Annotated in this window: 20 protein-coding genes; 7 read left to right on the top strand and 13 right to left on the bottom strand. The window is 68.8% G+C overall.

Going from position 1 to position 24,181, the window contains the following annotated elements; genetic code table 11:
- Nucleotides 1-62 precede the first annotated feature (62 nt).
- On the top strand, nucleotides 63-1,652 hold the full coding sequence (locus J5J86_RS20505) for an ATP-binding protein (protein WP_209101452.1): 1,590 nt from the start codon (nucleotides 63-65) through the stop codon (nucleotides 1,650-1,652).
- An 18-nt stretch (nucleotides 1,653-1,670) separates the two neighbouring features.
- Here the strand turns inward: J5J86_RS20505 and metH are convergent, their stop codons facing one another.
- The 3 genes from metH to J5J86_RS20490 are packed head-to-tail and all read right to left on the bottom strand — an operon-like array spanning nucleotide 1,671 to nucleotide 7,472.
- Entirely contained in the window at nucleotides 1,671-5,399 is a 3,729-nt protein-coding gene (metH, locus tag J5J86_RS20500) for a methionine synthase (RefSeq protein WP_209101449.1), read from the bottom strand.
- A 46-nt stretch (nucleotides 5,400-5,445) separates the two neighbouring features.
- A complete protein-coding gene (gene metF / locus J5J86_RS20495) occupies nucleotides 5,446-6,408 on the bottom strand; it encodes a methylenetetrahydrofolate reductase [NAD(P)H] (RefSeq protein ID WP_209101446.1) in 963 nt (320 codons plus the stop codon).
- Nucleotides 6,408-7,472 carry an ArsR/SmtB family transcription factor gene (locus tag J5J86_RS20490; protein WP_209101443.1) on the bottom strand — a complete coding sequence of 355 codons (1,065 nt, stop codon included), beginning with the start codon at nucleotides 7,470-7,472 and terminating at the stop codon, nucleotides 6,408-6,410. Before J5J86_RS20490 ends, metF begins: the two co-directional genes overlap by 1 nt.
- A 261-nt stretch (nucleotides 7,473-7,733) precedes the next feature.
- Here J5J86_RS20490 and J5J86_RS24530 point away from each other — a divergent pair, with 261 nt between their 5' ends.
- The 3 genes from J5J86_RS24530 to J5J86_RS20475 all read left to right on the top strand — a co-directional run bounded on the left by J5J86_RS24530 (nucleotide 7,734) and on the right by J5J86_RS20475 (nucleotide 10,578).
- Nucleotides 7,734-9,041 (top strand): L,D-transpeptidase family protein, encoded by a 1,308-nt coding sequence (locus tag J5J86_RS24530; RefSeq protein WP_247657734.1) that lies wholly within the window; start codon nucleotides 7,734-7,736, stop codon nucleotides 9,039-9,041.
- Between the two features lie 161 nt (nucleotides 9,042-9,202).
- On the top strand, nucleotides 9,203-9,775 hold the full coding sequence (locus J5J86_RS20480) for an HdeD family acid-resistance protein (protein ID WP_209101440.1): 573 nt from the start codon (nucleotides 9,203-9,205) through the stop codon (nucleotides 9,773-9,775).
- Between the two features lie 26 nt (nucleotides 9,776-9,801).
- The gene (locus J5J86_RS20475) at nucleotides 9,802-10,578 is read left to right on the top strand and encodes an SGNH/GDSL hydrolase family protein (RefSeq protein ID WP_209101438.1); all 777 of its coding nucleotides are present in this window, start codon (nucleotides 9,802-9,804) and stop codon (nucleotides 10,576-10,578) included.
- Nucleotides 10,579-10,597: 19 nt separating this feature from the next.
- Here J5J86_RS20475 and dapB read toward each other — a convergent pair whose 3' ends face one another.
- The 6 genes from dapB to J5J86_RS20445 form a co-directional block, all read right to left on the bottom strand.
- Entirely contained in the window at nucleotides 10,598-11,413 is an 816-nt protein-coding gene (gene dapB / locus J5J86_RS20470; RefSeq protein WP_209101435.1) for a 4-hydroxy-tetrahydrodipicolinate reductase, read from the bottom strand.
- A 65-nt stretch (nucleotides 11,414-11,478) separates the two neighbouring features.
- Complete coding sequence (locus J5J86_RS24640) at nucleotides 11,479-12,090, bottom strand: DUF1330 domain-containing protein (protein ID WP_209101433.1); 612 nt, start codon at nucleotides 12,088-12,090, stop codon at nucleotides 11,479-11,481.
- A 21-nt stretch (nucleotides 12,091-12,111) separates the two neighbouring features.
- Nucleotides 12,112-12,846, bottom strand: coding sequence for an orotidine-5'-phosphate decarboxylase (pyrF, locus tag J5J86_RS20460; protein ID WP_209101430.1), 735 nt, complete (start codon nucleotides 12,844-12,846; stop codon nucleotides 12,112-12,114).
- The gene (locus J5J86_RS20455) at nucleotides 12,843-13,424 is read right to left on the bottom strand and encodes a histidine phosphatase family protein (RefSeq protein ID WP_209101427.1); all 582 of its coding nucleotides are present in this window, start codon (nucleotides 13,422-13,424) and stop codon (nucleotides 12,843-12,845) included. The genes pyrF and J5J86_RS20455 overlap by 4 nt, the downstream gene beginning before the upstream one ends.
- Before the next feature lie 55 nt (nucleotides 13,425-13,479).
- Nucleotides 13,480-14,082, bottom strand: a complete 603-nt coding sequence (locus tag J5J86_RS20450; RefSeq protein WP_209101424.1) for a class I SAM-dependent methyltransferase — start codon at nucleotides 14,080-14,082, stop codon at nucleotides 13,480-13,482.
- A gap of 117 nt (nucleotides 14,083-14,199) precedes the next feature.
- Entirely contained in the window at nucleotides 14,200-15,096 is an 897-nt protein-coding gene (locus tag J5J86_RS20445; protein WP_209101422.1) for a UTP--glucose-1-phosphate uridylyltransferase, read from the bottom strand.
- A gap of 263 nt (nucleotides 15,097-15,359) precedes the next feature.
- Between J5J86_RS20445 and galE the strand changes: the two genes are divergently transcribed.
- Nucleotides 15,360-16,355, top strand: a complete 996-nt coding sequence (gene galE / locus J5J86_RS20440) for a UDP-glucose 4-epimerase GalE (protein WP_209101419.1) — start codon at nucleotides 15,360-15,362, stop codon at nucleotides 16,353-16,355.
- A gap of 72 nt (nucleotides 16,356-16,427) precedes the next feature.
- Here the strand turns inward: galE and ubiG are convergent, their stop codons facing one another.
- The 4 genes from ubiG to J5J86_RS20420 all read right to left on the bottom strand — a co-directional run bounded on the left by ubiG (nucleotide 16,428) and on the right by J5J86_RS20420 (nucleotide 21,137).
- Nucleotides 16,428-17,171: a bifunctional 2-polyprenyl-6-hydroxyphenol methylase/3-demethylubiquinol 3-O-methyltransferase UbiG gene (gene ubiG, locus J5J86_RS20435; protein ID WP_209101417.1), complete on the bottom strand. Its 744-nt coding sequence runs from the start codon at nucleotides 17,169-17,171 to the stop codon at nucleotides 16,428-16,430.
- 142 nt (nucleotides 17,172-17,313) lie between these two features.
- Nucleotides 17,314-18,348 (bottom strand): tryptophan--tRNA ligase, encoded by a 1,035-nt coding sequence (trpS, locus tag J5J86_RS20430; protein WP_209101414.1) that lies wholly within the window; start codon nucleotides 18,346-18,348, stop codon nucleotides 17,314-17,316.
- A 240-nt stretch (nucleotides 18,349-18,588) separates the two neighbouring features.
- On the bottom strand, nucleotides 18,589-19,452 hold the full coding sequence (locus J5J86_RS20425; RefSeq protein WP_209101411.1) for an alpha/beta fold hydrolase: 864 nt from the start codon (nucleotides 19,450-19,452) through the stop codon (nucleotides 18,589-18,591).
- Between the two features lie 98 nt (nucleotides 19,453-19,550).
- Entirely contained in the window at nucleotides 19,551-21,137 is a 1,587-nt protein-coding gene (locus tag J5J86_RS20420; RefSeq protein ID WP_209101409.1) for a lipid II flippase MurJ, read from the bottom strand.
- Between the two features lie 421 nt (nucleotides 21,138-21,558).
- On the opposite strand from J5J86_RS20420, the gene J5J86_RS20415 reads away from it, so the two are divergent.
- Together J5J86_RS20415 and J5J86_RS20410 are read left to right on the top strand one after the other, a co-directional pair.
- Nucleotides 21,559-22,812, top strand: coding sequence for a D-amino acid dehydrogenase (locus J5J86_RS20415; protein ID WP_209101406.1), 1,254 nt, complete (start codon nucleotides 21,559-21,561; stop codon nucleotides 22,810-22,812).
- A 99-nt stretch (nucleotides 22,813-22,911) separates the two neighbouring features.
- The gene (locus J5J86_RS20410; RefSeq protein WP_209101404.1) at nucleotides 22,912-24,111 is read left to right on the top strand and encodes an extensin-like domain-containing protein; all 1,200 of its coding nucleotides are present in this window, start codon (nucleotides 22,912-22,914) and stop codon (nucleotides 24,109-24,111) included.
- The last annotated feature ends 70 nt before the right edge of the window (nucleotides 24,112-24,181 follow it).

Below are 24,181 nucleotides of genomic sequence, written 5' to 3'. Positions count from 1 at the left end.
CGGTTTTCCATCTGCGGCGTTATCATCCCCGTCCCATCCCGCATGGAGCCGGAAGATCAAGAATGGGCCGCCGGCCGATCCCTGCCCAGCCCAAGCTGGACCCAGATAGCCGCCTCGCCGGTCTTGGAACCGAGCAGCAATTGCGCATCCTCATCGAGGGGGTGAGGGATTGCGCCCTGTTCATGCTCGACGTGAACGGACGGGTCTGCACCTGGAATCCAGGGGCCGAGCGCATCAAGGGCTACAGCACCGCCGAGATCATCGGCGCCCCCTACGCCCAATTCTTCACCCCGGAGGACGTGGCGGCGGGCGAACCCGCACGCGCGCTCGCCACAGCGGCCCTCACGGGCAAGTATGAGAAGGAGGGGTGGCGCGTCCGCAAGAATGGCGAGCGCTTCTTCGCCTCCGTGCTGCTGGACGCCGTGCACGACACGGACGGCGTCCTCATCGGCTATGCCAAGGTCACACGCGACATCACCGAGCGCCGCAACGCCCAGCTGGCGCTGGAAGAGACCCGCGAAGCCCTCTTCCAGGCCCAGAAGATGGAGGCGGTGGGCCAATTGACGGGCGGCATCGCCCATGACTTCAACAATGTGCTGGCCGGCATCATGGGCTCGCTGGAGCTCCTGCGGGCCCGCATCGCTGCTGGGCGCATCGCCGAGGCGGACCGCTATGTGGAGCTGGCGCTAACGGCCGCCGAGCGGGCCGGCCGCCTCACCCAGCGCCTGCTCGCCTTCGGCCGCCGCCAGCCGCTGAAGATGCAGGCGGTGGACGTGAATGACACGCTCGTCTCCATGCAGGACATGCTCGCCCGCACGCTGGGCGAAGGGATCGCGGTGACGCTTCATCTGTCGGCGGGCCTGCCACCCGCCTGGACCGATCCAAACCAGCTGGAGAATGCCGTCCTCAATCTCGCGCTCAATTCCCGTGATGCCATGCCGGCGGGCGGGCGCCTGTCCATCGCCACCGCGCTTGAGACCGATCGCGATGGCAAGCCCGACATCATCGCCCTGACCATCACCGACAGCGGCGAGGGCATGAGCCCCGAGGTGCTGGCGCGGGCCTTCGAGCCCTTCTTCACCACCAAGCCGTTCGGCCAGGGCACCGGGCTCGGACTCTCCATGATCCATGGTTTCGCCAAGCAGAGCGGCGGCAATTTGACCCTCACCTCCAGCCCCGGCGCGGGCACGCAGGCCATTCTGCATCTGTGCGTGGCGGAAGGCGGTGCGACGCGGCCGGCACCGGCCGGCGCAAATGTCCGTCGCGGCCATGGGGAGCGCCTGCTGCTGGTGGAGGACGAGCCGCAAGTGCGCCAGCTGGTGGCGGAAATCCTGACCTCGCTCGGCTATGAGCCGATTACCGCCGAGGACGGGCGCGAGGCCCTCGCCCATCTGGGGGGCGGGCTGCAGGTGCGCGCCATGGTGACGGATATCGGCCTTCCCGGCGGCATGGACGGGCGCCAACTCGCCGATTTTGTACGCCAGATGCGGCCGGGCCTGCCGGTTCTGTTCATCACCGGCTATGCGGCCGATGCCGCCCAGCGGCCGGACTTCATCGCCGAGGGCATGGACCTGCTGGTGAAGCCCTTCACCACCGACACCCTGGCGGCGCGGCTGCAAGCCCTGCTGGTCGGGGCAGACGGCGGGCGGTGAGCGCCGCCCGCTCGCCCCTCATTCCGCTGCGGCGCGGCGGGTGGGGTCGTAATTGAGGATGGGGGCCAGCCAGCGCTCGCCCTGCTCCACGCTCCAGCCCTTGCGCGCGGCATAGTCGGCCACCTGGTCGGCCTCGATGCGCCCGACGCCGAAATAGGCGCTCTCGGGATGGGAGAAATAGAGCCCCGACACCGCCGCGCCCGGCCACATGGCATAGCTCTCGGTCAGTTCCAGGCCGATCTTGTTCGTCGCGTCCAGCAAGGTGAAGAGGGTGCCCTTCTCCGTATGGTCGGGCTGGGCGGGATAGCCGGGCGCGGGGCGGATGCCGCGATAGCGCTCGGCGATCAGCTCCTCGTTGCCGAGCCCCTCGTCGGGAGCATAGGCCCACAGCTCCTTGCGCACGATCTGGTGCATGCGCTCGGCGAAGGCCTCGGCGAGGCGGTCGGACAGGGCTTTGAGCAGGATTGCGGAATAATCGTCATTGGCCGCCTTGAAGGCCTCCGTGCGGGCCTGCTCGCCAATGCCGGCGGTGACCGCGAAGCCGCCCACATAATCGGGCACGCCGCTGGCCACCGGGGCCACAAAGTCAGAGAGCGCCAGATTGTGCCGTCCTTCCCGCCGCGCCAGTTGCTGGCGCAGGGTGTGAAGGGTGGCGAGCGGGGTTTTGCGCGTATCGTCCCGGAACAGGATGATGTCGTCGCCTTCCGCATTGGCGGGCCAGAAGCCCACCACCGCGCGGGCGGTGACCCACTTCTCCTCCACCATGCGCGTCAGCATGGCCTGGGCATCGGCGAACAGTGCGCGGGCGGTGTGTCCCACCGTGGCGTCGTCCAGGATCTGCGGGTAGCGCCCGGTCAGTTCCCAGGAGGCGAAGAACGGCGACCAGTCGATATAGGGGACGAGATCGGCGAGGTCGTAATCCTCAAACACGCGAGTGCCGAGGAAGGTGGGCTTGGGCGGTTGATAGCCGACAAAGTCCAGCTTCAGCGCGTTGTCACGCGCCCTCGCCAGCGGCACGCGCTGCTTGGCGGCATCGGCGCGGGCATGGGCGTCGGCCAGCTTCACATATTCCGCCTTCAGCTCGGCCTTGTAGGTCTCGCGGGTGGCGGGGTTGAGCAGGTTGGAGACCACGCCCACCGCGCGGGAGGCGTCGGTCACATAGACCGCCTGGCCGCGCTCATAGCGGGGGGCGATCTTCACCGCCGTGTGGACGCGCGACGTCGTCGCCCCGCCAATGAGAAGCGGCACGTCGAAGCCCTCGCGCTCCATCTCGGAGGCGACGCCGACCATTTCGTCCAGCGAGGGCGTGATGAGGCCGGAGAGACCGATCACGTCCACCTTTTCCTTGCGCGCCACATCCAGGATCTTGGCGGTGGGCACCATGACGCCGAGGTCGATGACCTCGTAATTGTTGCACTGCAACACGACGCCCACGATGTTCTTGCCGATGTCGTGCACGTCGCCCTTGACGGTGGCCATGAGGATGCGCCCGGCGGCCGAGCGCTCGGCGCCGCCATTGGCGGCCTTCTCCGCCTCCATGAAGGGCATGAGATAGGCCACCGCCTGCTTCATGACGCGGGCGGACTTCACCACCTGGGGCAGGAACATCTTGCCGGCGCCGAACAGGTCGCCGACCACGTTCATGCCGGCCATCAGCGGCCCCTCGATGACGTGCAGCGGACGCTCGGCGGCGGCGCGGGCCTCCTCCGTGTCCATTTCCACGAATTCGGTGATGCCGTTGACGAGGGCGTGCTCCAGGCGCTTTTCCACCGGCCAGGTGCGCCAGGTGAGGTCAGCTTCCCGCTTCTCCTTGCCGGCGCCGCCCTTGAACGTCTCGGCCAGGGCCAGGAGGCGCTCGGTGGCGTCGGGGTCGCGGTTCAGCACCACGTCCTCGCACGCCTCACGGAGCGCGGCGGGGATCTCGTTATAGACGGCCAGTTGGCCGGCATTGACGATGCCCATGTCCATGCCCGCCTGGATGGCGTGGTAGAGGAACACGGCGTGCATGGCCTCACGCACGGGCTCGTTGCCGCGGAACGAGAAGGACAGGTTGGACACGCCGCCGGAAATGTGGGCGTGGGGCAGGTTCTGCCGGATCCAGCGGGTGGCCTCGATGAAGAAGACGCCATAGGGGGCGTGCTCCTCGATGCCGGTGGCCACCGCGAAGATGTTGGGATCGAAGATGATGTCCTCGGGCGGGAAGCCCAGTTCATTCACCAGGATGGCATAGGCGCGGGCGCAGATCTGGGTCTTGCGCTCGAACGTGTCGGCCTGGCCCTGCTCGTCGAAGGCCATCACCACCACGGCGGCGCCATAGCGGCGCACGAGGCGGGCCTGGGCGCGGAAATTCGCCTCGCCTTCCTTCAGCGAGATGGAATTGACAATGCCCTTGCCCTGGATGCGCTTGAGGCCAGCCTCGATGATATCCCACTTGGAGCTGTCCACCATCACCGGCACCTTGGCGATGTCCGGCTCGGAGGCGACCAGGTTCAGGAACGAGATCATGGCCGCCTGGGAATCCAGGAGGCCCTCGTCCATGTTGATGTCGATCACCTGGGCGCCGCTCTCCACTTGGTCGCGGGCGACCGCCAGTGCGGCCGGAAAATCCGCATTGGTGATGAGCTTGCGGAAGCGGGCGGAGCCGGTGACGTTGGTGCGCTCGCCCACGTTCACGAACGGGATTTCCGGCGTCAGCTCGAACGGCTCCAGGCCCGAGAGGCGCAGGCGCGGCACCAAAGTCGGGATCTCGCGCGGCTTGTGGGGCGCGACCGCCTCGGCAATGGCCTGGATATGGGCCGGCGTCGTGCCGCAGCAGCCGCCGACGATGTTGACGAGGCCGGAGGCGGCGAACTCGCCCACCAGCACGGCCATGGCTTCCGGGCTCTCGTCATAGAGGCCGAACTCGTTGGGCAGGCCCGCATTGGGATAGGCGCACACGAAGGTATCCGCCACCCGGCCGATCTCGGCGATATGGGCGCGCATCTCCTTGGCGCCGAGCGCGCAATTGAGGCCAATGGAGAAGGGCTGGGCATGGCGCAGCGAATACCAGAAGGCCGCCGGCGTCTGGCCGGACAAAGTGCGGCCGGACAGGTCCGTGATGGTGCCGGAAATCATCACCGGCACGCGATAACCCAGTTCGTCGAACAGGCCTTCGATGGCGAAGATGGCCGCCTTGGCGTTCAGCGTATCGAAGATGGTCTCGATGAGGAGGAGGTCAGAGCCCCCCTCCAGCAGGCCGCGCGCCTGCTCGCCATAGGCCACCGCCAGTTCGTCGAAGGTCACGGCCCGGAAGCCGGGATCGTTCACGTCCGGGGAGATGGAGGCGGTGCGGTTGGTGGGGCCGATGGCGCCCGCCACGAAGCGCCGCCGGCCGTCCTTCTCCTGCGCGAGCTTCGCCGCCGCCTTGGCGAGGCGCGCACCCTCCACGTTCAGCTCATAGGCCAGCGCCTCCATGGCATAGTCGGCCTGGGCGATGGTGGTGGAGGAGAAGGTGTTGGTCTCGACGATGTCGGCGCCGGACAGGAAATATTCCAGGTGGATGTCCCGCACCGCGTCCGGCTGGGTCAGGTTGAGAAGGTCGTTATTGCCCTTCACGTCCCGGTTCCAGCTGGCAAAGCGCGCGCCGCGATAGCCGGCCTCGTCCAGCTTCAGGCCCTGGATCATGGTGCCCATGGCCCCGTCGAGCACCAGGATGCGCTCGCGGGCGGCGGCGGTGAGGGCGGCGAAGGTGTCGGTCTCGCGGGTCATGGCAGGCTCGTCTTGGCCGGGGTGCCGGCGGAACAGTCAAAGGCGTTCAGACCGCCAAGGCTTTGGGCGGGGCGGCTTTGGGCGGGGCGGCTTCGGGCGCGCCGGCTTGCGGCGCGGCAACCGGCTGGTCGCGCAGGCCCAGCAGGTGGCAGATGGCATAGACCAGGTCGGCGCGGTTCAGCGTGTAGAAATGGATCTCGCCCACCCCGCGATCAACCAGGTCCGTCACCTGCTCGGCCGCCACCGCCGCCGCAATCAGCTTGCGCGTCTCGGCATCGCCGTCCAGCCCCTCGAACCGCCGGGCGAGCCAAGCGGGCATGGAAGCGCCGGTGCGGGCGGCAAAGCTCGCGGCCTGCTTGAAATTGGTCACGGGCAGGATGCCGGGCACGATGGGAATGGTGATGCCGGCCGCCCGCACCTTGTCCAGATAACGGAAATAGACGTCGTTCTCGAAGAAGAACTGGCTGATGGCACGGGTGGCGCCCGCATCCACCTTGGCCTTGAGATAGTCAATGTCCGCGTCGATGGAAGGGCTTTCCGGGTGCTTCTCGGGATAGGCCGAGACGGACACCTCGAAATCGCCGAGCTTGCGGATGCCCGCCACCAGATCGCAGGCATGGGCATAGCCCTCCGGGTGCGGCTCATAGGCGGTACCCACCCCCGTGGTGGGATCGCCCCGCAGCGCCACGATGTGGCGCACGCCGGCCTTCTTATAGGCCCGCACCACATCGTCGATCTCCGTCCGGCTGGCGGCGACGCAGGTCAGGTGCGCGGCGGGCTGGAGATCGGTCTCCTCAACCAGGCGGGCCACGGTGGCATGGGTGCGCTCGCGGGTGGAACCGCCGGCGCCATAGGTCACAGAGACGAACTTGGGCCCGAGGGGCGCAAGGCGGGCAATGCTGGCCCACAGATTGCGCTCCATCTCCTCCGTCTTGGGCGGAAAGAACTCGAAGGAGACGCTCACGGGGCTCCTGTCCAGTTCCCGGCTGGCCCGGATGGGGGTCGTCATCAGGCGATTTCCTTCTTGTCTTGCGACGTCTTGCGTTGAGACGCCTTTTCTTGCGCAGCCTTTTCTTGCGCAAGCATGTCCGGAACAGCGCGGCCGAGCCACAGCGAGACGGTCAGCGCGTCGGCGCCACCACCGGAGGGCTCAAGCGTGCGATGGAGGTCGGGAACAAGGCCTGCCTGCGCCATCCAGCCCGCCACCGCCTCGGCGGGAAAGCCGAGACGGCGATGGGCGTGGGCCTCGCGCAGGAATTCCAAATCGTGCGGGGCGAAATCCACCACCAGCAGCCGCCCGCCGGGTTTCAGGAGGCGCGCGGCCTCGCGCAGCGCGCGGGCCGGCTCGTCCAGGAAGTGCAGCACCTGATGGACGATGATGGCGTCGAAGCCGGTTCCAGAGGCCGGCGGGGCATAGATGTCCCCCTGGCGCACCGAGCAATTGCGGATGCCCGCCTTTTCCAGATTCACTCGGGCAACGCCCAGCATGTCCGGGGACAGATCGATGCCCAGCCCGCGGCCGATGCGGGGAGAGAAGATTTCCAGCATGCGGCCGGTGCCGGTGCCGAGATCCAAGAGGTCGCCAATGGGCTCGGGGCCGAGCGCCTCCAGGATGGCGGCCTCCACCTGGGCCTCCGGCACGTGGAGGGAGCGGATGGCGTCCCAGCGGTCGGCATGTTCGGCGAAATAGGCTTGGGCCTGGGCGGCGCGCTGGGCACGCACCTCAGCAAGCCGCGCCCGGTCGCGGGCGGCAATAGGATCGGCAGGGTCGAGCAGATCCAGCAGCCGGGCCGCCACTTGCCCGCCGGGGCCAGAGCCGGCGCGGCGATAGAAGACCCAGCTGGCCTCCCGGTGCCGTTCCACCAGCCCGGCCTCCGCCAGCAGCTTGAGATGGCGCGAAATGCGCGGCTGGGACTGGCCCATGACCTCGGTCAGGTCCGTCACCGTCAGCTCCGCCGCATCGAGCACGGCGAGAAGGCGCAGGCGCGTGTCCTCGCCGGCGGCCTTGAGGCCTTCCAGCAAGGCGGTGTAGGAGAGCGGCGCGGGGCGCGCTGGGGACCGGCCTAAAGACATAAAGATATCTTTATATTCATTCAGACATCGATTCAAGCGCCACCTTTCTGCAACGCAGGATGACAAAATGGCGAAGCACGCCACGCAGCGCACCCGGCGCATTGCACCGCATCGGTCACGGGTTTAATGGTGCCCTCAGGAACGCACGGCAATTGGGCTGCACGGAACCAAGCGGGGCCGCGAGAGCTTGACGCCAGCAAGGCGGAAAAAAATCGCAGGCCGTTTCCAATTTCGTCACGTTTCAGGATTAGCACCGAGTCCATGATGCTGCGCACCACTCTCCTCACGGCCCTCGGGGTCTCTGTCCTCGCGATCTCCGCCCACGCCCAATCGCGTGTGCCGTACAGCACACCTTATGTGCAGGCGCAGGCGGACGAGGAAACGACCGGCACCATCACTTCCGAATCCCCCGGCGCCACCGGCGTGGTGCCGTCCGGTAGCGTGCCGGGCTATAATGATCCCTACGCCCGCGACCCCTATTCCCGGCAGCAGGCCGTGCAGAGCGCGCCCATCGCGCCGCCGGCCGGCGTGCAGGGGCAGACCTATGGCGCCGCGCCCGCGCAGGGCCAGGGCGGTCACGGGGGCTATGTCCAGCCCGGCTATGGCTATCAGCCCGGCGCCCAGCAGGCCGCCGCGCCCAGCAACCAGCCCATGGCGATCACCCCGCCCGGCGCCACCGGCTCCGTGTCGGCGCAGCAGCCGGCGGCCAATTATGGCGCCCAGCCGGGCTCTGCGCAGGGTGGCTACCAGCAGGCCCAGCCGTCCTATCAGCAGCAGCCGTCCTATCAGGGCCAGCCCGGCTATGCCGCGACCCAGCCGGCCGAGCCCCCGCCCGCGGGCGGCTATGCCGGCTCGTACCAGCAGGACCAGTTGCTCCAGCAGGCCCGCGCCAGCCAGCAGGCGGTCGCGCCCGCGCCGCAGAACGCCTCTTATGCCCCCGGCGGCTATGTGCGCGAGGCTGTGCCCGCTCCGGCCGGGTCCTATGCCTCCAACTCGCCGGTGGTGCCCGGCACCACCCAAGCGCCGTCCGGCCCCCGCATCGAGAATGTGGATCCGAGCGAGCCGGTGGATTCCCGGTTCCGCCGCCAGACGGTTGACTATGTGACCAGCCAGCCGGCCGGCACCATCATCATCGATACGCCCAACACCTACCTCTATTACGTGCTCGGCAACGGCAAGGCCGTGCGCTACGGCATCGGGGTCGGCCGCGAGGGCTTCACCTGGCAGGGCACCGAGAAGATCACCCGCAAGGCCGAATGGGCCGACTGGCGTCCGCCGGCGGAGATGATCGAGCGCCAGCCCTATCTGCCGCGCTTCATGGCCGGCGGCCCCGGCAATCCGCTCGGCGCGCGCACTCTCTATCTCGGCAGCACCATCTACCGCATCCACGGCACCAACGAGCCGCAGACCATCGGTAAGTTCGTGTCCTCCGGCTGCATCCGCATGCTGAACGACGATGTGGAAGACCTCTATGAGCGCGTGAAGGTCGGCACCAAGGTGGTCATCATGCCGAAGACCTCCTCCCAGTCCGCCTCCGCCCAGTCGGCCTCCCCGACCGCCCAACGCTGACGCGACATTTTTCCCCATCGATCCGGGCGCCCCTTGCGGGCGCCCTTTTTGTTTGGGCGGGCGCGGTCCCCGAGCGCGCCTCCGCCCGCCAATTTCCTCCCGGCGCTTACGCGAATGTGATAGCAAGTCCTTCAGTATCCTCGACGTTCGGAGTGCCCCCCATGCCTACCTCCATCCCCACGCCCGGCTCAGCCACGCGCGACCAGCTCACCTCCATCAAGGCCGGCTGGGGCTGGTTTGTGGCCCTTGGCGTCGCCTTCGTGATTCTCGGCTTCGTGGCGCTCGGCCATCTGCTGGCGAGCACGGTGGCCACCGCCCTCTATGTGGGCGCCATGGTGCTGGTGGGCGGCGTGGTGCAGGTGCTCCATGCCTTCCGGGTGCAGAGCTGGGGCCGCTTCCTGTTCTGGGCGCTCGCGGGCGTGCTCTATGTGATCGCCGGTGGCCTCATCATGTACCAGCCGCTGCTGGCGGCAGGCATCATCACGCTCTTCATCGGCGTGGCGCTGGTGATCGGCGGCATCTTCCGCATCTTCGCCAGCTTCGGCGCTCGCCCGGCCAAGGGCTGGGGCTTCCTGCTGCTGTCGGGCATCATCACCCTGCTTTTGGGCATCGAGATCATGGCCGGCTGGCCGGTGAACTCGGTCTTCATCCTCGGCCTGTTCCTGGGCCTCGACCTTATCATCAATGGCGTGGCCACCGCCGTGTTCGGCTGGTCGCTGAAGAACCACAGCTGAGCAGCGGCGGGCGCGGGGGCGGCATCATGGACGCCAGGACCATCGGCTTCATGCGCGCGGGCGCGGTGCTGTGCGCCGCGCTGGCTTTTGCCGCACCGGCGCGGGCCCAGTCGGGCGCGCCGGCCTGCATCACCTCCCCGCCCGAGGCCGCCCTCAGCGTGCCCCATGCGGCCGAGGTGCTGGCCAAGCAGAAGAAGCTGACCATCGTTGCCATCGGCTCCTCCTCCACCACAGGGGTGGGCGCCTCCAGCGCAGATCGCACCTATCCCGCCTTGCTCCAGGCGGACCTTCAGGCCCGTTATCCCGGCGCCGAGATCAAGGTTTATAATCGCGGCGGCAATGGCGAGGACGCGGCCGAGAATCTGTGGCGGTTCGAGCGGGACGTGCGCGATCTGAAGCCGGATCTGGTGCTTTGGCAGGTGGGCACCAATTACGCCCTGCGCAGCTTCGGGGTGGGCCGGTTCGCCGATCCACTGAAGAAGGGCATCGACCTCATCCGCTCCTGGGGGGCGGACGTGGTGCTCATCGACCTGCAATATTCGCCCTGGGTCAATCTCGACCCCGACAGCCCCGGCGTGGTGGCCACCATCGCGTCCGTCGGCCGGGAGGAGAAGGTCTCGGTCTTCCCGCGCTACAAGGTGATGAAGCGCTGGGTGGAGCAGGACAAGGTGCCCCTGTCCTCCGTCATCATCCTCGACGGCCTGCATTTGACCGACTGGGCCTATGCCTGCTTCTCCAAGAGCCTCGCCATCTCGCTGGCGGCCGGCCTCGGCTCGGGCGGCACCAAGGCGGCCGCCCGCTGATCCGCGACGGAAGCCGGCCTCAGATGGCCGCGATGTCCAGCACGTCGGCCATGGAATAAAGGCCCGGCGCCTTCCCCTTGCCCCAGCGCGCCGCCGTCAGCGCGCCATTGGCGAAGATCGCCCGGTCTTCGGCCTTGTGCACCAGTTCGATGCGCTCGGACGGGCCGGCGAAGATCACCACATGCTCACCCACCACCGAGCCGCCGCGCAGGGAGGCGAAGCCGATATCGCCGGGCCGGCGGCTGCCGGTATGGCCGTCGCGGCCCCGCGCGCTGTGGGTCTCCAGATCCACGCCCCGGCCCTCCGCCGCCGCCTCGCCCAGCAGCAAGGCGGTGCCCGAGGGCGCGTCCACCTTGCGGGAATGGTGCATCTCGACAATCTCTATGTCGAACTCGGTGCCCAGCGTCGCCGCCACCCGTCGGGTGAGCGCGGCCAGCAGGTTGACGCCAAGGCTCATATTGCCCGAGCGCACGATCACCGTGCGCTGCGCCGCTTCCGCGATGTCCTGGAGATCGGCATTGGAGAAGCCGGTGGTGCCGATCACATGCACAATGCCGGCCTCCGCACAGGCCCGCGCCATGCGCACCGAGGCGGCGGGGGAGGAGAAATCGATGAGCGCATCCGCGCCCTTCAAGGTCGCCTCCACATCGGCGCGGACCTCAATGCCATTGGCACCCAGGCCGGCGAGCATCCCCGAATCCTCGCGCAGGTGCGTGCTGCCCTCATGCTCCAGGGCGCCCACGAGGCGCAGGCCCTCCCCTTCCATCACGTTGCGCAGCAGCACCCGGCCCATGCGGCCGCCAGCCCCCGAGATGACGATGCGAAGATCGGACACGCTGTCTCCTTGGCGCCGCGCGGCGCGGTTTCCTGTGCGCCGAAGCGCTTATGGGAGGTGCGGCCTCAGCCGGGCTGTGGCCCGTCATAGCCGGGAATGAGCAGGAGATCGACCTCCGCCGCCCCCTGCCGCAAGGCGACGGCGTGCTGATAATCGGGCCCGTTGTAGCAGGCCAGCGCCTCGGGGACGTCCGCGAAGGCCAGCACCACCTGCCGCGCCCGCCCCGTGCCCTCCACCTGCTCCTGCCGCCCGCCGCGCACCAGAAAGCGCGGCCTGTAGGCCGCGGTGCCGCCGGCGGCCGCATAGGCGCGGTAGCCCTCCGGATCGATCACGTCGATGCCCATGATCCAATAGCCCGGCGCGGGCGCGCCAGGGGCGGCATCGGGCACATCCGCGCCTTCCACCACGACGAGATCCGCCACCGCCACGGGCTGGCGCAGCGCCACGGCGGCCTGGTAGCCGGAACTGTGATAGCAGGCAAGCGCCGCCTCAAAGGACGGGAATTCCAGCAGCACGTTGCGCGCGCGGGTGCGCCCCTCGAGGGCGGTGACCGGCCCGCCGCGCACCAGGAAGCGCCCGCCATGGGCGGCGATGGGCGCGGCATTGGCCGCCACATAGGCCTGGTAGGCTTCCGGGTCGGACACATCCACCCGGCCGATCCAATATCCCTTGGGCATGTGGCCGCCCCTTTCGTGCGCTCAGAGGAAGGGCTTGATCTCGTCCAGGATCGCCCGTGCCGCCGCGCCGGGGTCGGAGGCGGCAATGACGGGGCGGCCCACCACGATGCCGTTGGCGCCGGCCGCGAAGGCATCGGCGGGGGTGGCGACGCGCTTCTGGTCGCCCACCGCCGCGCCGGCGGGGCGCACGCCGGGGGTGACCACCAATTGGTGCGGCGCCAGCAGCGGGCGCACGCGCTCGGCATCCGTGGGCGCGCAGATGACGCCGGCGACGCCCGCCTCCCGCACCTGCCCGGCGCGCATCAGAACCGTCTCGTCCACGGAGCGGGCATAGCCGGCGGTGGCGAGGTCGGCGTCGTCATAGGAGGTGAGCACGGTCACGCCCAGCACGTTGAGCGCACTCCCGGCCGCGCCACGGGCGGCGGCGGCGAGCGTCTTGGGATAAGCATGGACGGTGAGGATGGTGAAGCCACGCTCGGCGGCGGCGGCGGTGGCCCGCTCCACCGTATTGTCGATGTCGTGGAGCTTGAGGTCCAGGAACACCTTCTTGCCCGCGCCGATCAGGTCGGCGGCGAGGTCGAGGCCGCCGGAGACGGTCAGTTCCAGGCCGATCTTGTAGAAGGTCACCGCATCGCCCAGCTGCCAGACCATGGCCTCGGCGGCAGCGGTGGAGGGAAAGTCCAGGGCCACGATCAGGCGGTCGCGGGGATCCGGGCCAAACGGAGACGGGGGAAGGGAAAGAGCGGTTGCACTCATGGGGTCAAGCCTTCCTCCATGGCGCGCCATCGGTCTGGGCGCCGGGTATTGGTCCAACCATACCAGCAGCCGCCACCGACGGGGGGCTGATCGTGGACGCGGGAAATGGGCCTTTCAGCCAGATGGCACAGAAGCAGGGTCCCCACCCCGCCATGACCAACGAAAATGGTCGGCGCATCAGGAGCCCGGGCGATCTCCTCGGTCACCGCACGCACGATGCGGGCCTGGGCGTCGATGGCCCGCTCCCAGCCGCGTACGCTCGTCTCGGGGTGAGCGAAGAAGGCGTCGGCCACCGCCTGGAACTCGGCCTCGGGCAGGAAGCCGGTGGCGGAGCGATCATTCTCATGCATGTCGGCACGCACCTCCACCGGTACGCCAAGCGCATGGGAGAGGCAGGCGGCTGTCTCCTTGGCCTTGCATTCGTCGCTGGAAACAATGCGGGCCGTGCCCGTGAGGGGCTGACGGGCAGCGAAGGCCTGCGCCCGCGCGCGGCCCACGTCCGAAAGACCCCAATCCGGCACCGGGACCTTGGGGTCAACCTTCACCTGCGGATGGCTGACATACAGGAAGGAGGTCACGGCCGGGCTCCCACCCTCGGGTGGCGGGCAACCTCCCCGATGGGAGGCGCAAGCATCACGGCCGGCGATAGGCCCATACCCGGGCCGGAGGCAGGTTCATCCACACGCGGGGCGACCGCTCGCCATCGATCTGGCCCGGCTTCAGCGGCACGGGAGAGACCACGGCATAGGTAAACTGCACGAAGGGCGCGTTGGGCACGGAGAGGTCGAAGGCCTCTTCCACCATCCGCTCCCGGTCCGCCGGCGAGCGGGTGAAGAGCGGCAGGGAGGAGATCACGCCCACCGCCGGGGCCGGCAGGCGGCCCTTCAGCGTATCGGCCATGGCATAGGCATCGCCATGCAGCACCGTCACGCCCGGATAACGCAGGCGCAGCAGCGAGCAGAATTCGCGGTTATATTCGATCAGGAACAGGCGCTCGGGCGCAAAGCCCCGGTCGAGCAGCGCCTTCGTGACGGGGCCGGTGCCTGGCCCAAGTTCGATCACCGGGCCGGGAATGGCTGGATCGAGATAGGAGGCCATCATCTTGGCGAGGGCCCGCCCGGAGGGCGAGACCGCGCCGGTCTTGAGGGGGCTCTGGAACCAGGACTGCAGGAACCGGATCTCATCGTCGAACTTCGGCTTCACGGGCGCGTAGTGACGATCTTGGGACTGCAGCATGCGGTCGACTCCACTCCTGGGGAGGACAGGTGGTCGGCGATTAGACGGGAACGGGGGCCGGGTCAAGGCGCGCGGGGTCCCCCGCACGCTCTCCACCCCGCCCTTCCGTTCCGTCTTTCAGTCGACGTTACCGCCCTGCAACATCTCCCCCAGCGCCGCGCGGAACTCAGGGGCGATGTCGGGACGGGAGAGCGCATAGGCCACATTGGCCATCAGGAACCCGATCTTGGAGCCGCAATCATAGACCGGCCCATCGAAGGTCACGGAGAAAAAGCGCTCGCGCTCCATCAGCTTGAGCATGGAATCGGTGAGCTGGATCTCGCCGCCCGCACCCCGGTCCTGGCGGGCCAGCAGGTCGAAAATGGTGGGCTGGAGGATGTAGCGGCCGGAAATGGCGAGGTTGGTGGGGGCGGTGCCGAGCGCCGGCTTCTCCACCATCTGCACGATCTCGTTCACCCCGCCATGGGTGGGGGCGGTGCCGACGATGCCGTACTGGTTGGTCTGGTCCTCGGGCACCTCATAGACGGAAATCACGTTGCCGCCGGTGCGGTTATAGACCTCCACCATCTCCGCCAGGCATCCCTTGCCGCCATTCTTGGGCAGGTGGAGCATGTCGGGCAGCAGCAGCGCGAACGGCTCGTCGTCGATCAGGTCGCGGGCGCACCACACCGCATGGCCAAGGCCGAGCGGCAGTTGCTGGCGGGTGAAGGAGGTGGTGCCGGCCTTCGGGGTGTCGCGGTCGAGCTGCTCCAGTTCCTTGGTCTTGCCGCGGTCCGAGAGGGTCTTTTCCAGCTCGAACTGGCGATCGAAATGGTCCTCGATCACCGCCTTGTTGCGGCCGGTAACGAAGACGATGTGCTCGATGCCGGCGGCACGGGCCTCGTCCACCACATGCTGCACCACGGGACGATCGACCACCGTGAGCATCTCCTTCGGCACCGCCTTGGTCGCGGGCAGGAAGCGCGTGCCGAGGCCGGCGACCGGGAGAATGGCTTTACGCAAAGGCTTGGGCATTGATGCTCACCAAATCTTGAGACGTCCGAAATCCCTAATGCCCCGGCGCCGGGAAGGGAAGCGCCAAGGTGAAGGTGCTGCGCTGCAAAATGCCGGTTTCCGGCTTCCGCGGTGCAGAAGGACAAAAAATCGACAGCCGCGCCGGCGCAAGCATGGCCGCCCCGTGTCGGGTTGAGGAACGCCGCAGCGCCCGGATTGTTTCTTCGCATTGACCGCGCCGCGCGCCTGCACCAGGGTCTGCCGGCACACGGAGATCGGGAAAGATGGCGGTTCTGGTGACGGGTGGCGCCGGCTATATCGGTAGCCACATGGTTCTTGCGCTTCTCGATGCGGGCGAAAAGGTGGTGGTGCTGGACGACCTGTCCACCGGCTTCCGCTGGGCGGTGGCCCCTGAGGCCACGTTCGTCCTGGGCGATGTGAGCGATCCCGAGCTCGTGGCCCGCATCGTCGACGAACATGCCATCGATGCCGTCATCCACTTCGCTGCCCGCATCGTGGTGCCTGATTCGGTGGCCGATCCGCTCGGCTATTATCTCGCCAACACGGTGAAGACCCGGGCGCTGCTCGCCAGCGTGGTAAAGGCGGGCATTCCCCATTTCATCTTCTCCTCCACGGCGGCCGTCTATGGCATGGTGGGCATCGACCCGGTGGCTGAGGACGCCGTGCTCTCGCCCATCTCGCCCTATGGCCGCTCCAAGCTCATGAGCGAGTGGATGCTGCAGGACACGGCGGTGGCGAAGCCGCTGCACTATGTGGCCCTGCGATATTTCAACGTGGCGGGGGGCGATCCCAAGGGGCGCACGGGCCAGTCGACGGCGGGGGCGACCCATCTCATCAAGGTCGCCTGCGAGACAGCGCTCGGCAAAAGGGCGGGCATCCAGGTCTATGGCACCGACTATCCCACCCCAGACGGCACGTGCCTGCGGGACTATATCCATGTGGCCGACCTCGTGGCCGCCCATCTGGACGCCCTGCGGCACCTGCGCGCGGGCGGGGAGAGCGGCACCTATAATTGCGGCTATGGCCGGGGCTATTCGGTGCTCGAGGTGCTGAAAGCCGTGAAGGAGGCGTCCAGGGTCGACTTCAAGGTGGACTATGCGCCCCGCCGCGCCGGCGATCCCGCCGCCGTGGTGGCCAAGGCCGACCGCATCCGCGCGGCGCTCGGCTGGACGCCGAAGCTGGACGACCTGCCCACCATCGTCGCCCACGCGCTCGCCTGGGAACGGCAGCTGGACGACCGGCTGCGCACGGTGGCGTGAAACGGCCAAGGCCGGCGATCCGCCGGCCTTCTCAGCCGCGAGATGTCAGGCGGCCTTCTCGGCCACGAGACGTTAGGCGGCCTTCTCGGCCGCCAGGAAATAGTTCACGTCCATGTCGGGGGAGAGGCTCCAGGCCCCCGACAGGGGATCATAGACGAAGCCGATCATCTCCACCGGCGAGAAGCCGCAGGCCGCGAGCCCGGCTTCCATTTCGCCCGGCGTGACGAACTTTTGCCAGCTATGGGTTCCCGGCGGCAGCCAGCGCAGGATGTATTCCGCGCCCACGATGGCCAATGCGAAGCTCTTGCCCGTGCGGTTGAGGGTGGAGAGCACGATCACCCCGCCGGGCGCCACCAAGGCGGTGGTGGCGCGCAGGAAGGCCGCCACATCCGACACATGCTCCACCACTTCGAGGGCCAGCACGGCGTCAAACGTCTCGCCCGCATCCGCCAATTCCTCGGCGGTCGCGGCGCGATAATCGATCTGAAGCCCGCTCTGCTCCGCATGGAGGCGCGCCACATCGACGTTTCCGGGGGCGGGATCGACGCCCACCACGTCGGCGCCCATCCGCGCCAAAGGCTCGGACAGGAGCCCGCCGCCGCAGCCGATGTCGAGGATGCGCAGGCCCTTCAGGGGCCGCATGGACTTGGGATCGCGGTGGAAGCGGCGCACCAGCAGATCGCGCAGGAAGGCGAGGCGGGCGGGGTTCATGCCATGGAGGGGAGCCATCTTGCCCTTGGGGTCCCACCATTCGGCGCCGAGCGCCTCGAAGAAGGCGACCTCAGCGGGATCGACCGTGGTGCGCGCCTCGTTCATGGCTCTCTCCAATGTGCCCGGCCCCTTCCACCTAGGGAGGCGCGGACGGCCCGGCAAGGGCGGCGAAGCGGGGCGTTTCGCCCCGCCTTGAAGGCGAGGCGCGTCGCACCCGCATCGCGCTGCCGAAATCAGCCGATGCGCCTCAGCGCACCATGCCGACAATGTCCTTCACATCGCGGATGGTGGCATCGGCAATCACCCGCGCCCGCTCGGCACCATCCCGCAGGATGGCGTCGATGGCGGAGGTGTCGGCCATCAGGCGCTGCATCTCGCCGCCGATGGGGCCCAGCTTGGCCACCGCCAGGTCCACCAGCGCCGCCTTGAAGGTGGAGAACTGGGCGCCGCCGAACTCGGTCAGCACCTTCTCCTTGGTGATGTCGCTGAGCGCCGCATAGATGCCCACCAGATTGTCCGCCTCGGGACGGGTCTTGAGGCCCGCCTCCTCGGAGGGCAGAGGCTCGGGATCGGTCTTCGCCCGGCGCACCTTGCCGGCGATGGCGTCCGCATCGTCGGTGAGGTTGATGCGCGAGAAGTCGGAAGCATCCGACTTGGACATCTTCTTGGAGCCGTCGCGCAGGCTCATGACGCGGGTGGCGGGGCCGGCGATGAGCGGCTCGGTCAGCGGGAAATAGCCGTCAGTGTGGCCGAGGGCCGCGATGGAGGGGGCGAAATCCACGTTGAACTTCTGCGCGATGTCGCGGGTCAGCTCCAGATGCTGCTTCTGGTCCTCGCCCACCGGCACATGGGTGGCGCGGTAGAGCAGGATGTCGGCGGCCATGAGGGTCGGGTAGGCGAACAGGCCCACCGAGACATTCTCGCGGTCCTTGCCGGCCTTCTCCTTGAACTGCGTCATGCGGTTGAGCCAGCCCATGCGGGCGACGCAATTGAAGATCCAGGCCAGTTCGGCGTGGCCGGACACCTGGCTCTGGTTGAAGACGATGTGCTTCTTGGGGTCGATGCCGCAGGCGATGAAGGCGGCCGTGACCTCGCGGGTGTGGCGCTTCAGCTCCTCGGGCTCCTGCCAGACTGTGATGGCATGCAGGTCCACCACGCAATAGATGCAGTCGTGGCTCTGCTGGAGCTCCACGAAGCGCTTGATGGCGCCGAGATAATTGCCGAGATGCAGATTGCCGGTGGGCTGAACACCGGAGAAGACGCGTTCCGCGACCGCCGCCATGGCGACCTCCTCAGGGACGGCGCTCCCCTGCGGAGCAGACCGTCCGACACGACGGGACGCGGGCGAGACTGCCCACGCCCAACAGAAGATGCGGGCGCGCCGCGCCCACGCCGATGGCGCACCGCGCAACGCCCGCTTGGACGAGCCGCCTCATGCCACGCCCGATGGGGCGCGGCAAGGGGCGGCATGCGGGGAGACGCGGCGGACGCTTAGCCGGCGGGCGCGCCGTGCTGCCGGCCGTCAGACCGCCTCTTCGATCCGCGCCAGGAAATTGGCAATCACCTTGTGGCTGCGCGCATCCCACAACAGCGGAGCATGGCCCTGGCCGTCCACCGTGTAGACCTCCGTGCCCCGGTGTCGGTCGGCCATGGCCTCCACCGTGGCGGAGGACAGCACATCGGACAGGGCCCCGTGAATGACCAGGAGCGGCTTGTCTGCCAGGGCGTCGAAGCCCTCCCAGAAGGCGGGCAGCGGCTTGGTTGGGTCGAATTCCTTGAAGGCCTCGGCGATGGCCGGGTCATAGGCGAGCTTGGGCACGCCGTCATGGTCGGCATAGATCTGCCGGGCATAGCGCTCCCATTCCTCGGCGGTGAGGCGGGGGAAGAGCGCGCCCTGCTCGGCCTTCAGCCGCGCGACCAGATCCGGCCAGGCGGGCGGCGGCGGGGCGCCCACATAGCCGGTGATGCGGGCGATGCCCGCGGTCTCAACCACCGGGCCGATATCGTTGAAGATGCAGCCCCCCAGCAGATCCGGCGCGGTGAGCGCCAGCATCATCATGACGAGGCCGCCGCGCGAGGTGCCAAGGAAATGAGCGTTGGTGATGCCGAGGCTGGCGAGGCCCTTCACCGTGTCACGGGCCTCCTGGGCCACATTATAGGTGGTGTAGGGCGCATAGGCCGAGCCGCCCCGGCCGCGAAAATCCAGCGCCACCACCTGCCGGCCCCGTTCGGCCAGCGCCTCGGCGAGGGCCTCGAAATCAGTGGAGGAGCGCGTCAGGCCGGGCAGGCAGACGAGCGGGGTTTCCTTGCTCTCCGTGCCCCAGCGGCGGCCGAACAGAGCGTGGGCGTCATCGCTGGCATAGGCGAAAGAACTGCACGTGGTCATGGCCATCCTTCTCGGGCGCGGGGACCGGGCCTCAGTCCCGTGGCGGTGTCCCACCGATAAAGCGCCGCGCCGGCCCTGCAAAGCCTTCCGTGGCGCGGTCATGGCGCCTCTTGGTGCTTAGCTCCGGAAAGCATCACCCGTCCCAGGAGCCAGACGCCGCCATAGGCCGCCATGCCCGCCAGGACCAGGCAACCAAGCCGCACCAGCCCGAGGACCGTGCCTGCCTCTGGGGCCGGCCAGGCCGCCGCGCCCACCGCCACCAGACCCGCCATGGTCCCGCCCGCCACAAGCAGCGTCGCACCCTGCCGAAGGGTCGCCCCGGTCAGCGCCAAATGCCCCCGCCGCATCAGAAGGGCGAGCATGGCCAAAGCGGAGGCCAGCGCGGAGGCGGCCACCGCCCCCGCCGCCCCTTCCGGCCCGAACAGGTGGAAGGCCGGAACGGCCAGCACCAAAGCCAGCACCAGGGAGGCCAGGCCGATGCGCTCCACGGGCTTTTCCAGGCCATGGCTCATGGCGGTGGCGCACAGCACCCGCTCCAGGCCCTGCGCCGGCAGCGAGAGCGCCAGCATCTGCAGCAGGCCGGCGGTCAGCAGCGTGTCGTCCGCCGTGAAGCTCGCCCGCTGGTAGAGCACGGTAACGATGGGCTCGGCCAGCATCAGGAGGCCGAGACCCGCCGGGAAGGCCAGCGCGAAGGCGGCGAGCGCCGCGCCCGTGGCATGCTCCGCCTTGTCGCCCTTGGCGGCGCCCGAGGCGAGCAGTGGCACCAGCACCGCCCCAGCACTCGCCCCTACCAGGCCGAGCGGCAGGTCCACCAGGCGCTGGGCATAATTGAGCGCCGCCACCGATCCCGGAACCGAGGACACCACCGCCGCCGCCAGCAGCAGGCGCACCTGGGAGAGGCCGGCGAACAGCAAAGCGGGCGCGGATGCGCGCAGCACGGCAAGGCTGGCCCGCCACTCGGCGCGCCCGACGGCTCCGCCCGGCGCCGCCGGCGCGCCCCGGGCAGCGGCCGCCATGAGGACGAGTTGGGCAATGCCGGCGAGAACCGTAAAGCCCGCCATCACCAAGGCCGCCTGCGCGGTCGCCACCAGCCCGGCCGCGAGCAGCCCGACAATGGCCACCAGCACCACCGCATTGGCGGTGAGGGGCGCGAGCGCGGGCAGGAGAATCCGGTGCGCCCCATTGGCCACCGCCCCATAGATTGCCGCCGCCCCGGCGAGCGGCAGATAGAGCAGCGCGATCCGCCCGCAGGCGATGGCGAGATCCGCCCGCTCGCCCCCCAGGCTGAAGCCCGGCGCCAGCACCTGGATGAGCCAGGGCATGAAGACCGCGCCGGCCACCGCAAGGCCCGCAAGCAGGCCTGTGAGCAGGAGAAGACAGGCCCGCGCCAGCCGCCGGGCCCCGCCGCCTTGCCTCCCCCCTTCCCCTTCCCCTTCCCCTTCCCCTTGCCCCCGCCCTTCCGCGCGGGACAAAGCAGGGATCAGCGCGGCGTTGAACGCCCCTTCCGCCAACAGCCGTCGCGCCAGGAGCGGCACAGAGAGAGCGGCCATGAGCGCATCCGCCAGCGGCCCCGCCCCCAGCACCGCCGCCGTGCCTGCATCCCGCGCAAAGCCCAGCAGCCGCGAGCCCAGCGTGGCGGCGGAAACGGTGGAGGTGCGGGCCAGCAGCGACATGGACGAAAGCAAGACCCCTTCGGCCATCAGGAGGGATGGCGTCGGGCCAAGCCGCCCGCGCCGCGTCGATAGGCCCTGCGGGGGTCCTCGGCAAGGCGCGGGATGGCGGACCAGACATCACCCTCGCGGATCGCCCACCCGGATCGCTCTCCGGGCAAGTCGCACCTGCCGCGGGGGTACGGAGCGCGACGCCCTGGTCGGGCGGCGCGCCATCACCCTTTCCCGGATGGCGAAATATGCCGGGAGCGCGATCCGGCCGAATGGAGCCATCACGCGGTCCCCTCTGGTCGCTCAATCGCCCTCCCACGTTCTGAATGGAGGCGGATTCACCGATCAGATTGGTTCAACCTGATCGGATCAGGATCTAGTCTGAAGCGGTGCCGTGGCGCGGGCGATGATCGCCTTGGGCCGCCGGCTCTCGGGGAGGCCCCTCATGCGCATCGTCATTCTGGGCGCCGGCGTCATCGGCACCACGCTCGCTTATTACCTCGCCGAAGAAGGCCATGGGGTGGAGGTGATCGAACGGCAGGCGGGGGCGGGGCTGGAGACCTCCTTTGCCAATGCGGGCGAGGTCTCGCCCGGCTATTCCGCCCCCTGGGCGGGGCCGGGCCTGCCCCAGAAGGCCATCAAATGGCTGCTCATGTCCCACCCGCCTCTGGTGGTGCGCCCGCGCCTCGACCTGGACATGATCCGCTGGGGCCTGCACTTGCTGGCCAATTGCACGGAAGGCCGCTACGCCCGCAACAAGGGGCGCATGGTGCGCCTTGCCGAATATAGCCGCGACTGCCTGATCGCCCTGCGCCAGCGCACCGGCGTGCAATATGACGCCCGCATGCAGGGCACGCTGCAACTGTTCCGCACGCAGGCCCAGCTGGACCATGTGGGCTCCGACACCGCCGTCCTCGAACGCTTCGGCGTGCCGTATGAGATCCTCGACCCCGCCGGCTGCGTCGCCGTGGAACCGGCCCTGGCGCGGGTGGCGGGCAAATATGCCGGCGGCTTGCGCCTGCCCGGCGACGAGACCGGCGACTGCTTCAAATTCACCACCGCCCTGGCGGCGCTGGCCGCAGAACGGGGCGCCGTCTTCTCCTATGGGCGCACCATTGCCGGCATCGAGGCGGCGGGGGACAAGATCACCGGCGTTCGCACCGACCGGGGGTTAGTGACCGGCGATGTCTATGTGGCGGCGCTTGGCTCCTATTCCACCGCGCTTTTGAAGACCATCGGGCTGTCGGTGCCGGTCTATCCGGTGAAGGGCTATTCGCTCACCGTGCCCATCACCGATGCGGCCGGGGCGCCGGAATCCACCGTCATGGACGAGACCTTCAAGGTGGCGGTGACCCGCCTTGGCGACCGCATCCGGGCGGGCGGCACGGCGGAACTGGCCGGCTTCGACCTCGCCTTGCGCCCGAGCCGCCGGGGCACGCTGGAACATGTGGTGCGCGATCTCTTCCCCGATGGCGGCAAGGTGGAGACCGGCACCTTCTGGACCGGCCTTCGCCCCATGACGCCGGACGGCACGCCGGTGCTGGGACCGACCCGCTATGCCAATCTGCACCTGTCCACCGGCCACGGCACGCTGGGCTGGACCATGGCGGCGGGCACCGGGCGGGTGATGGCCGATCTCATCACCGGGCGGAAGCCGGAGATCGACATGGAGGGCCTCACCCTTTCCCGCTACCGCTGACGCCGCAAGGGTTGGCGGCCTGATTTTCCCGTCCGCCCCCCTGCGGCATTAACGCCATTTCAATCTCCCCGCCCCATGCTCCAGAGCATGACGCGCGGAGTGTTCAGGTATCTCGTAGCCCCGCTCGTCTGCGTGGGGCTCCTGTCGGGCTGTCGGTTCGGACTGTTCGACCGACGGGAGCCCTGGCGCGCCGAGGCGGAAGAGCAGTGCATCGCCCAGAAGGGCATCACCGTCTCCGCCTATGTGGAGCCGGCCTCGGCCATCAACGGCCCCGGCGTCTGCGGCATGGAGCACCCGTTTCGCATCTCCGCCTTCGAGGACGGCCAGGTGGAGGTGAAGCCCCGCGCGGTGCTCGCCTGCCCCATGGCCCGCAACGTCAATATTTGGCTGGAGGAAGTGGTCCAGCCCGCCGCCATGGCCTGGATGGGCGCGCCGGTGGTGGGCATCACCCAGATGTCCTCCTATTCCTGCCGCGGCATGAACGGGGATCCCAACGCCAAGATTTCCGAGCATGCCTTCGGCAATGCCCTGGATATCGGCGCGTTCCGGTTTGCCGACGGGCGCGAGATCAGCGTGAAGAACAATTGGCGCGGCCCGAACGAAGCGCGCGGTTTCCTGCTCCAGGTGCAAGCGGGGGCGTGCGACGTCTTCACCACCACGCTGGCGCCGGGCTCCAACATCTTCCACTACGACCACCTGCATGTGGACCTGATGCGCCACGCCAAGGGCGCCACCATCTGCAAGCCCAAGCCCAGCCCCATGCCGCCCCCGGTCATGGCGCGCCAGCAGATGCCTTTGAAGGCGCCGCAGGGCAATCCGATCATCGCCCCGCCCTCCTTCCCCTATGGCAACCCGCCGCCCGCCGCCGCGCCCGAGCCCATGCCGCAGAAGGCGCCGGGCGCCGGCTATGGGGTACCCATGTCGAGCCTGCCCCCCGCCGCGCCGGACTATGGCGCCCGGGGCGCGGGAGCGCCCATGGACATCTCGCCCCATCCCCAAGGCGCGCTGCCGCCCCAGGCGGAGCCGCCGGCCCAAGCCGCCTATCCGCAGCCGGCCTATCCCCCGCCTTATGTGAAGGCGCCGCCGGCGCCGGCCAGCGATCCGTTCCAGCGCGTGCTCATGCCGCCGGGCGCCGTGCCCCAGCCCTCCACGCTCCGCCCGCCCGGCCCCATGTCCTACGCGCCGACCCAAGGCGGACCGGCCGAGACCGGCTCCGTGCCGCAGCGCCGCTATTATTCGGTGCCTATCCCGCAGGCCTCTCCCCTCCCCTTGCCCCCCGCCGAACCCGGCGCGGACTGAGGCGCGCTGCTCCGGCCCTGGCATGGGGGCGCCGCGCAAAAGAAAACGGCCCCGCGCAGGCGGGGCCGTT

The organism is Aquabacter sp. L1I39 (genome assembly GCF_017742835.1).
Classification (GTDB): domain Bacteria; phylum Pseudomonadota; class Alphaproteobacteria; order Rhizobiales; family Xanthobacteraceae; genus L1I39.
This window is presented reverse-complemented; position numbering and strand designations above follow the sequence as displayed.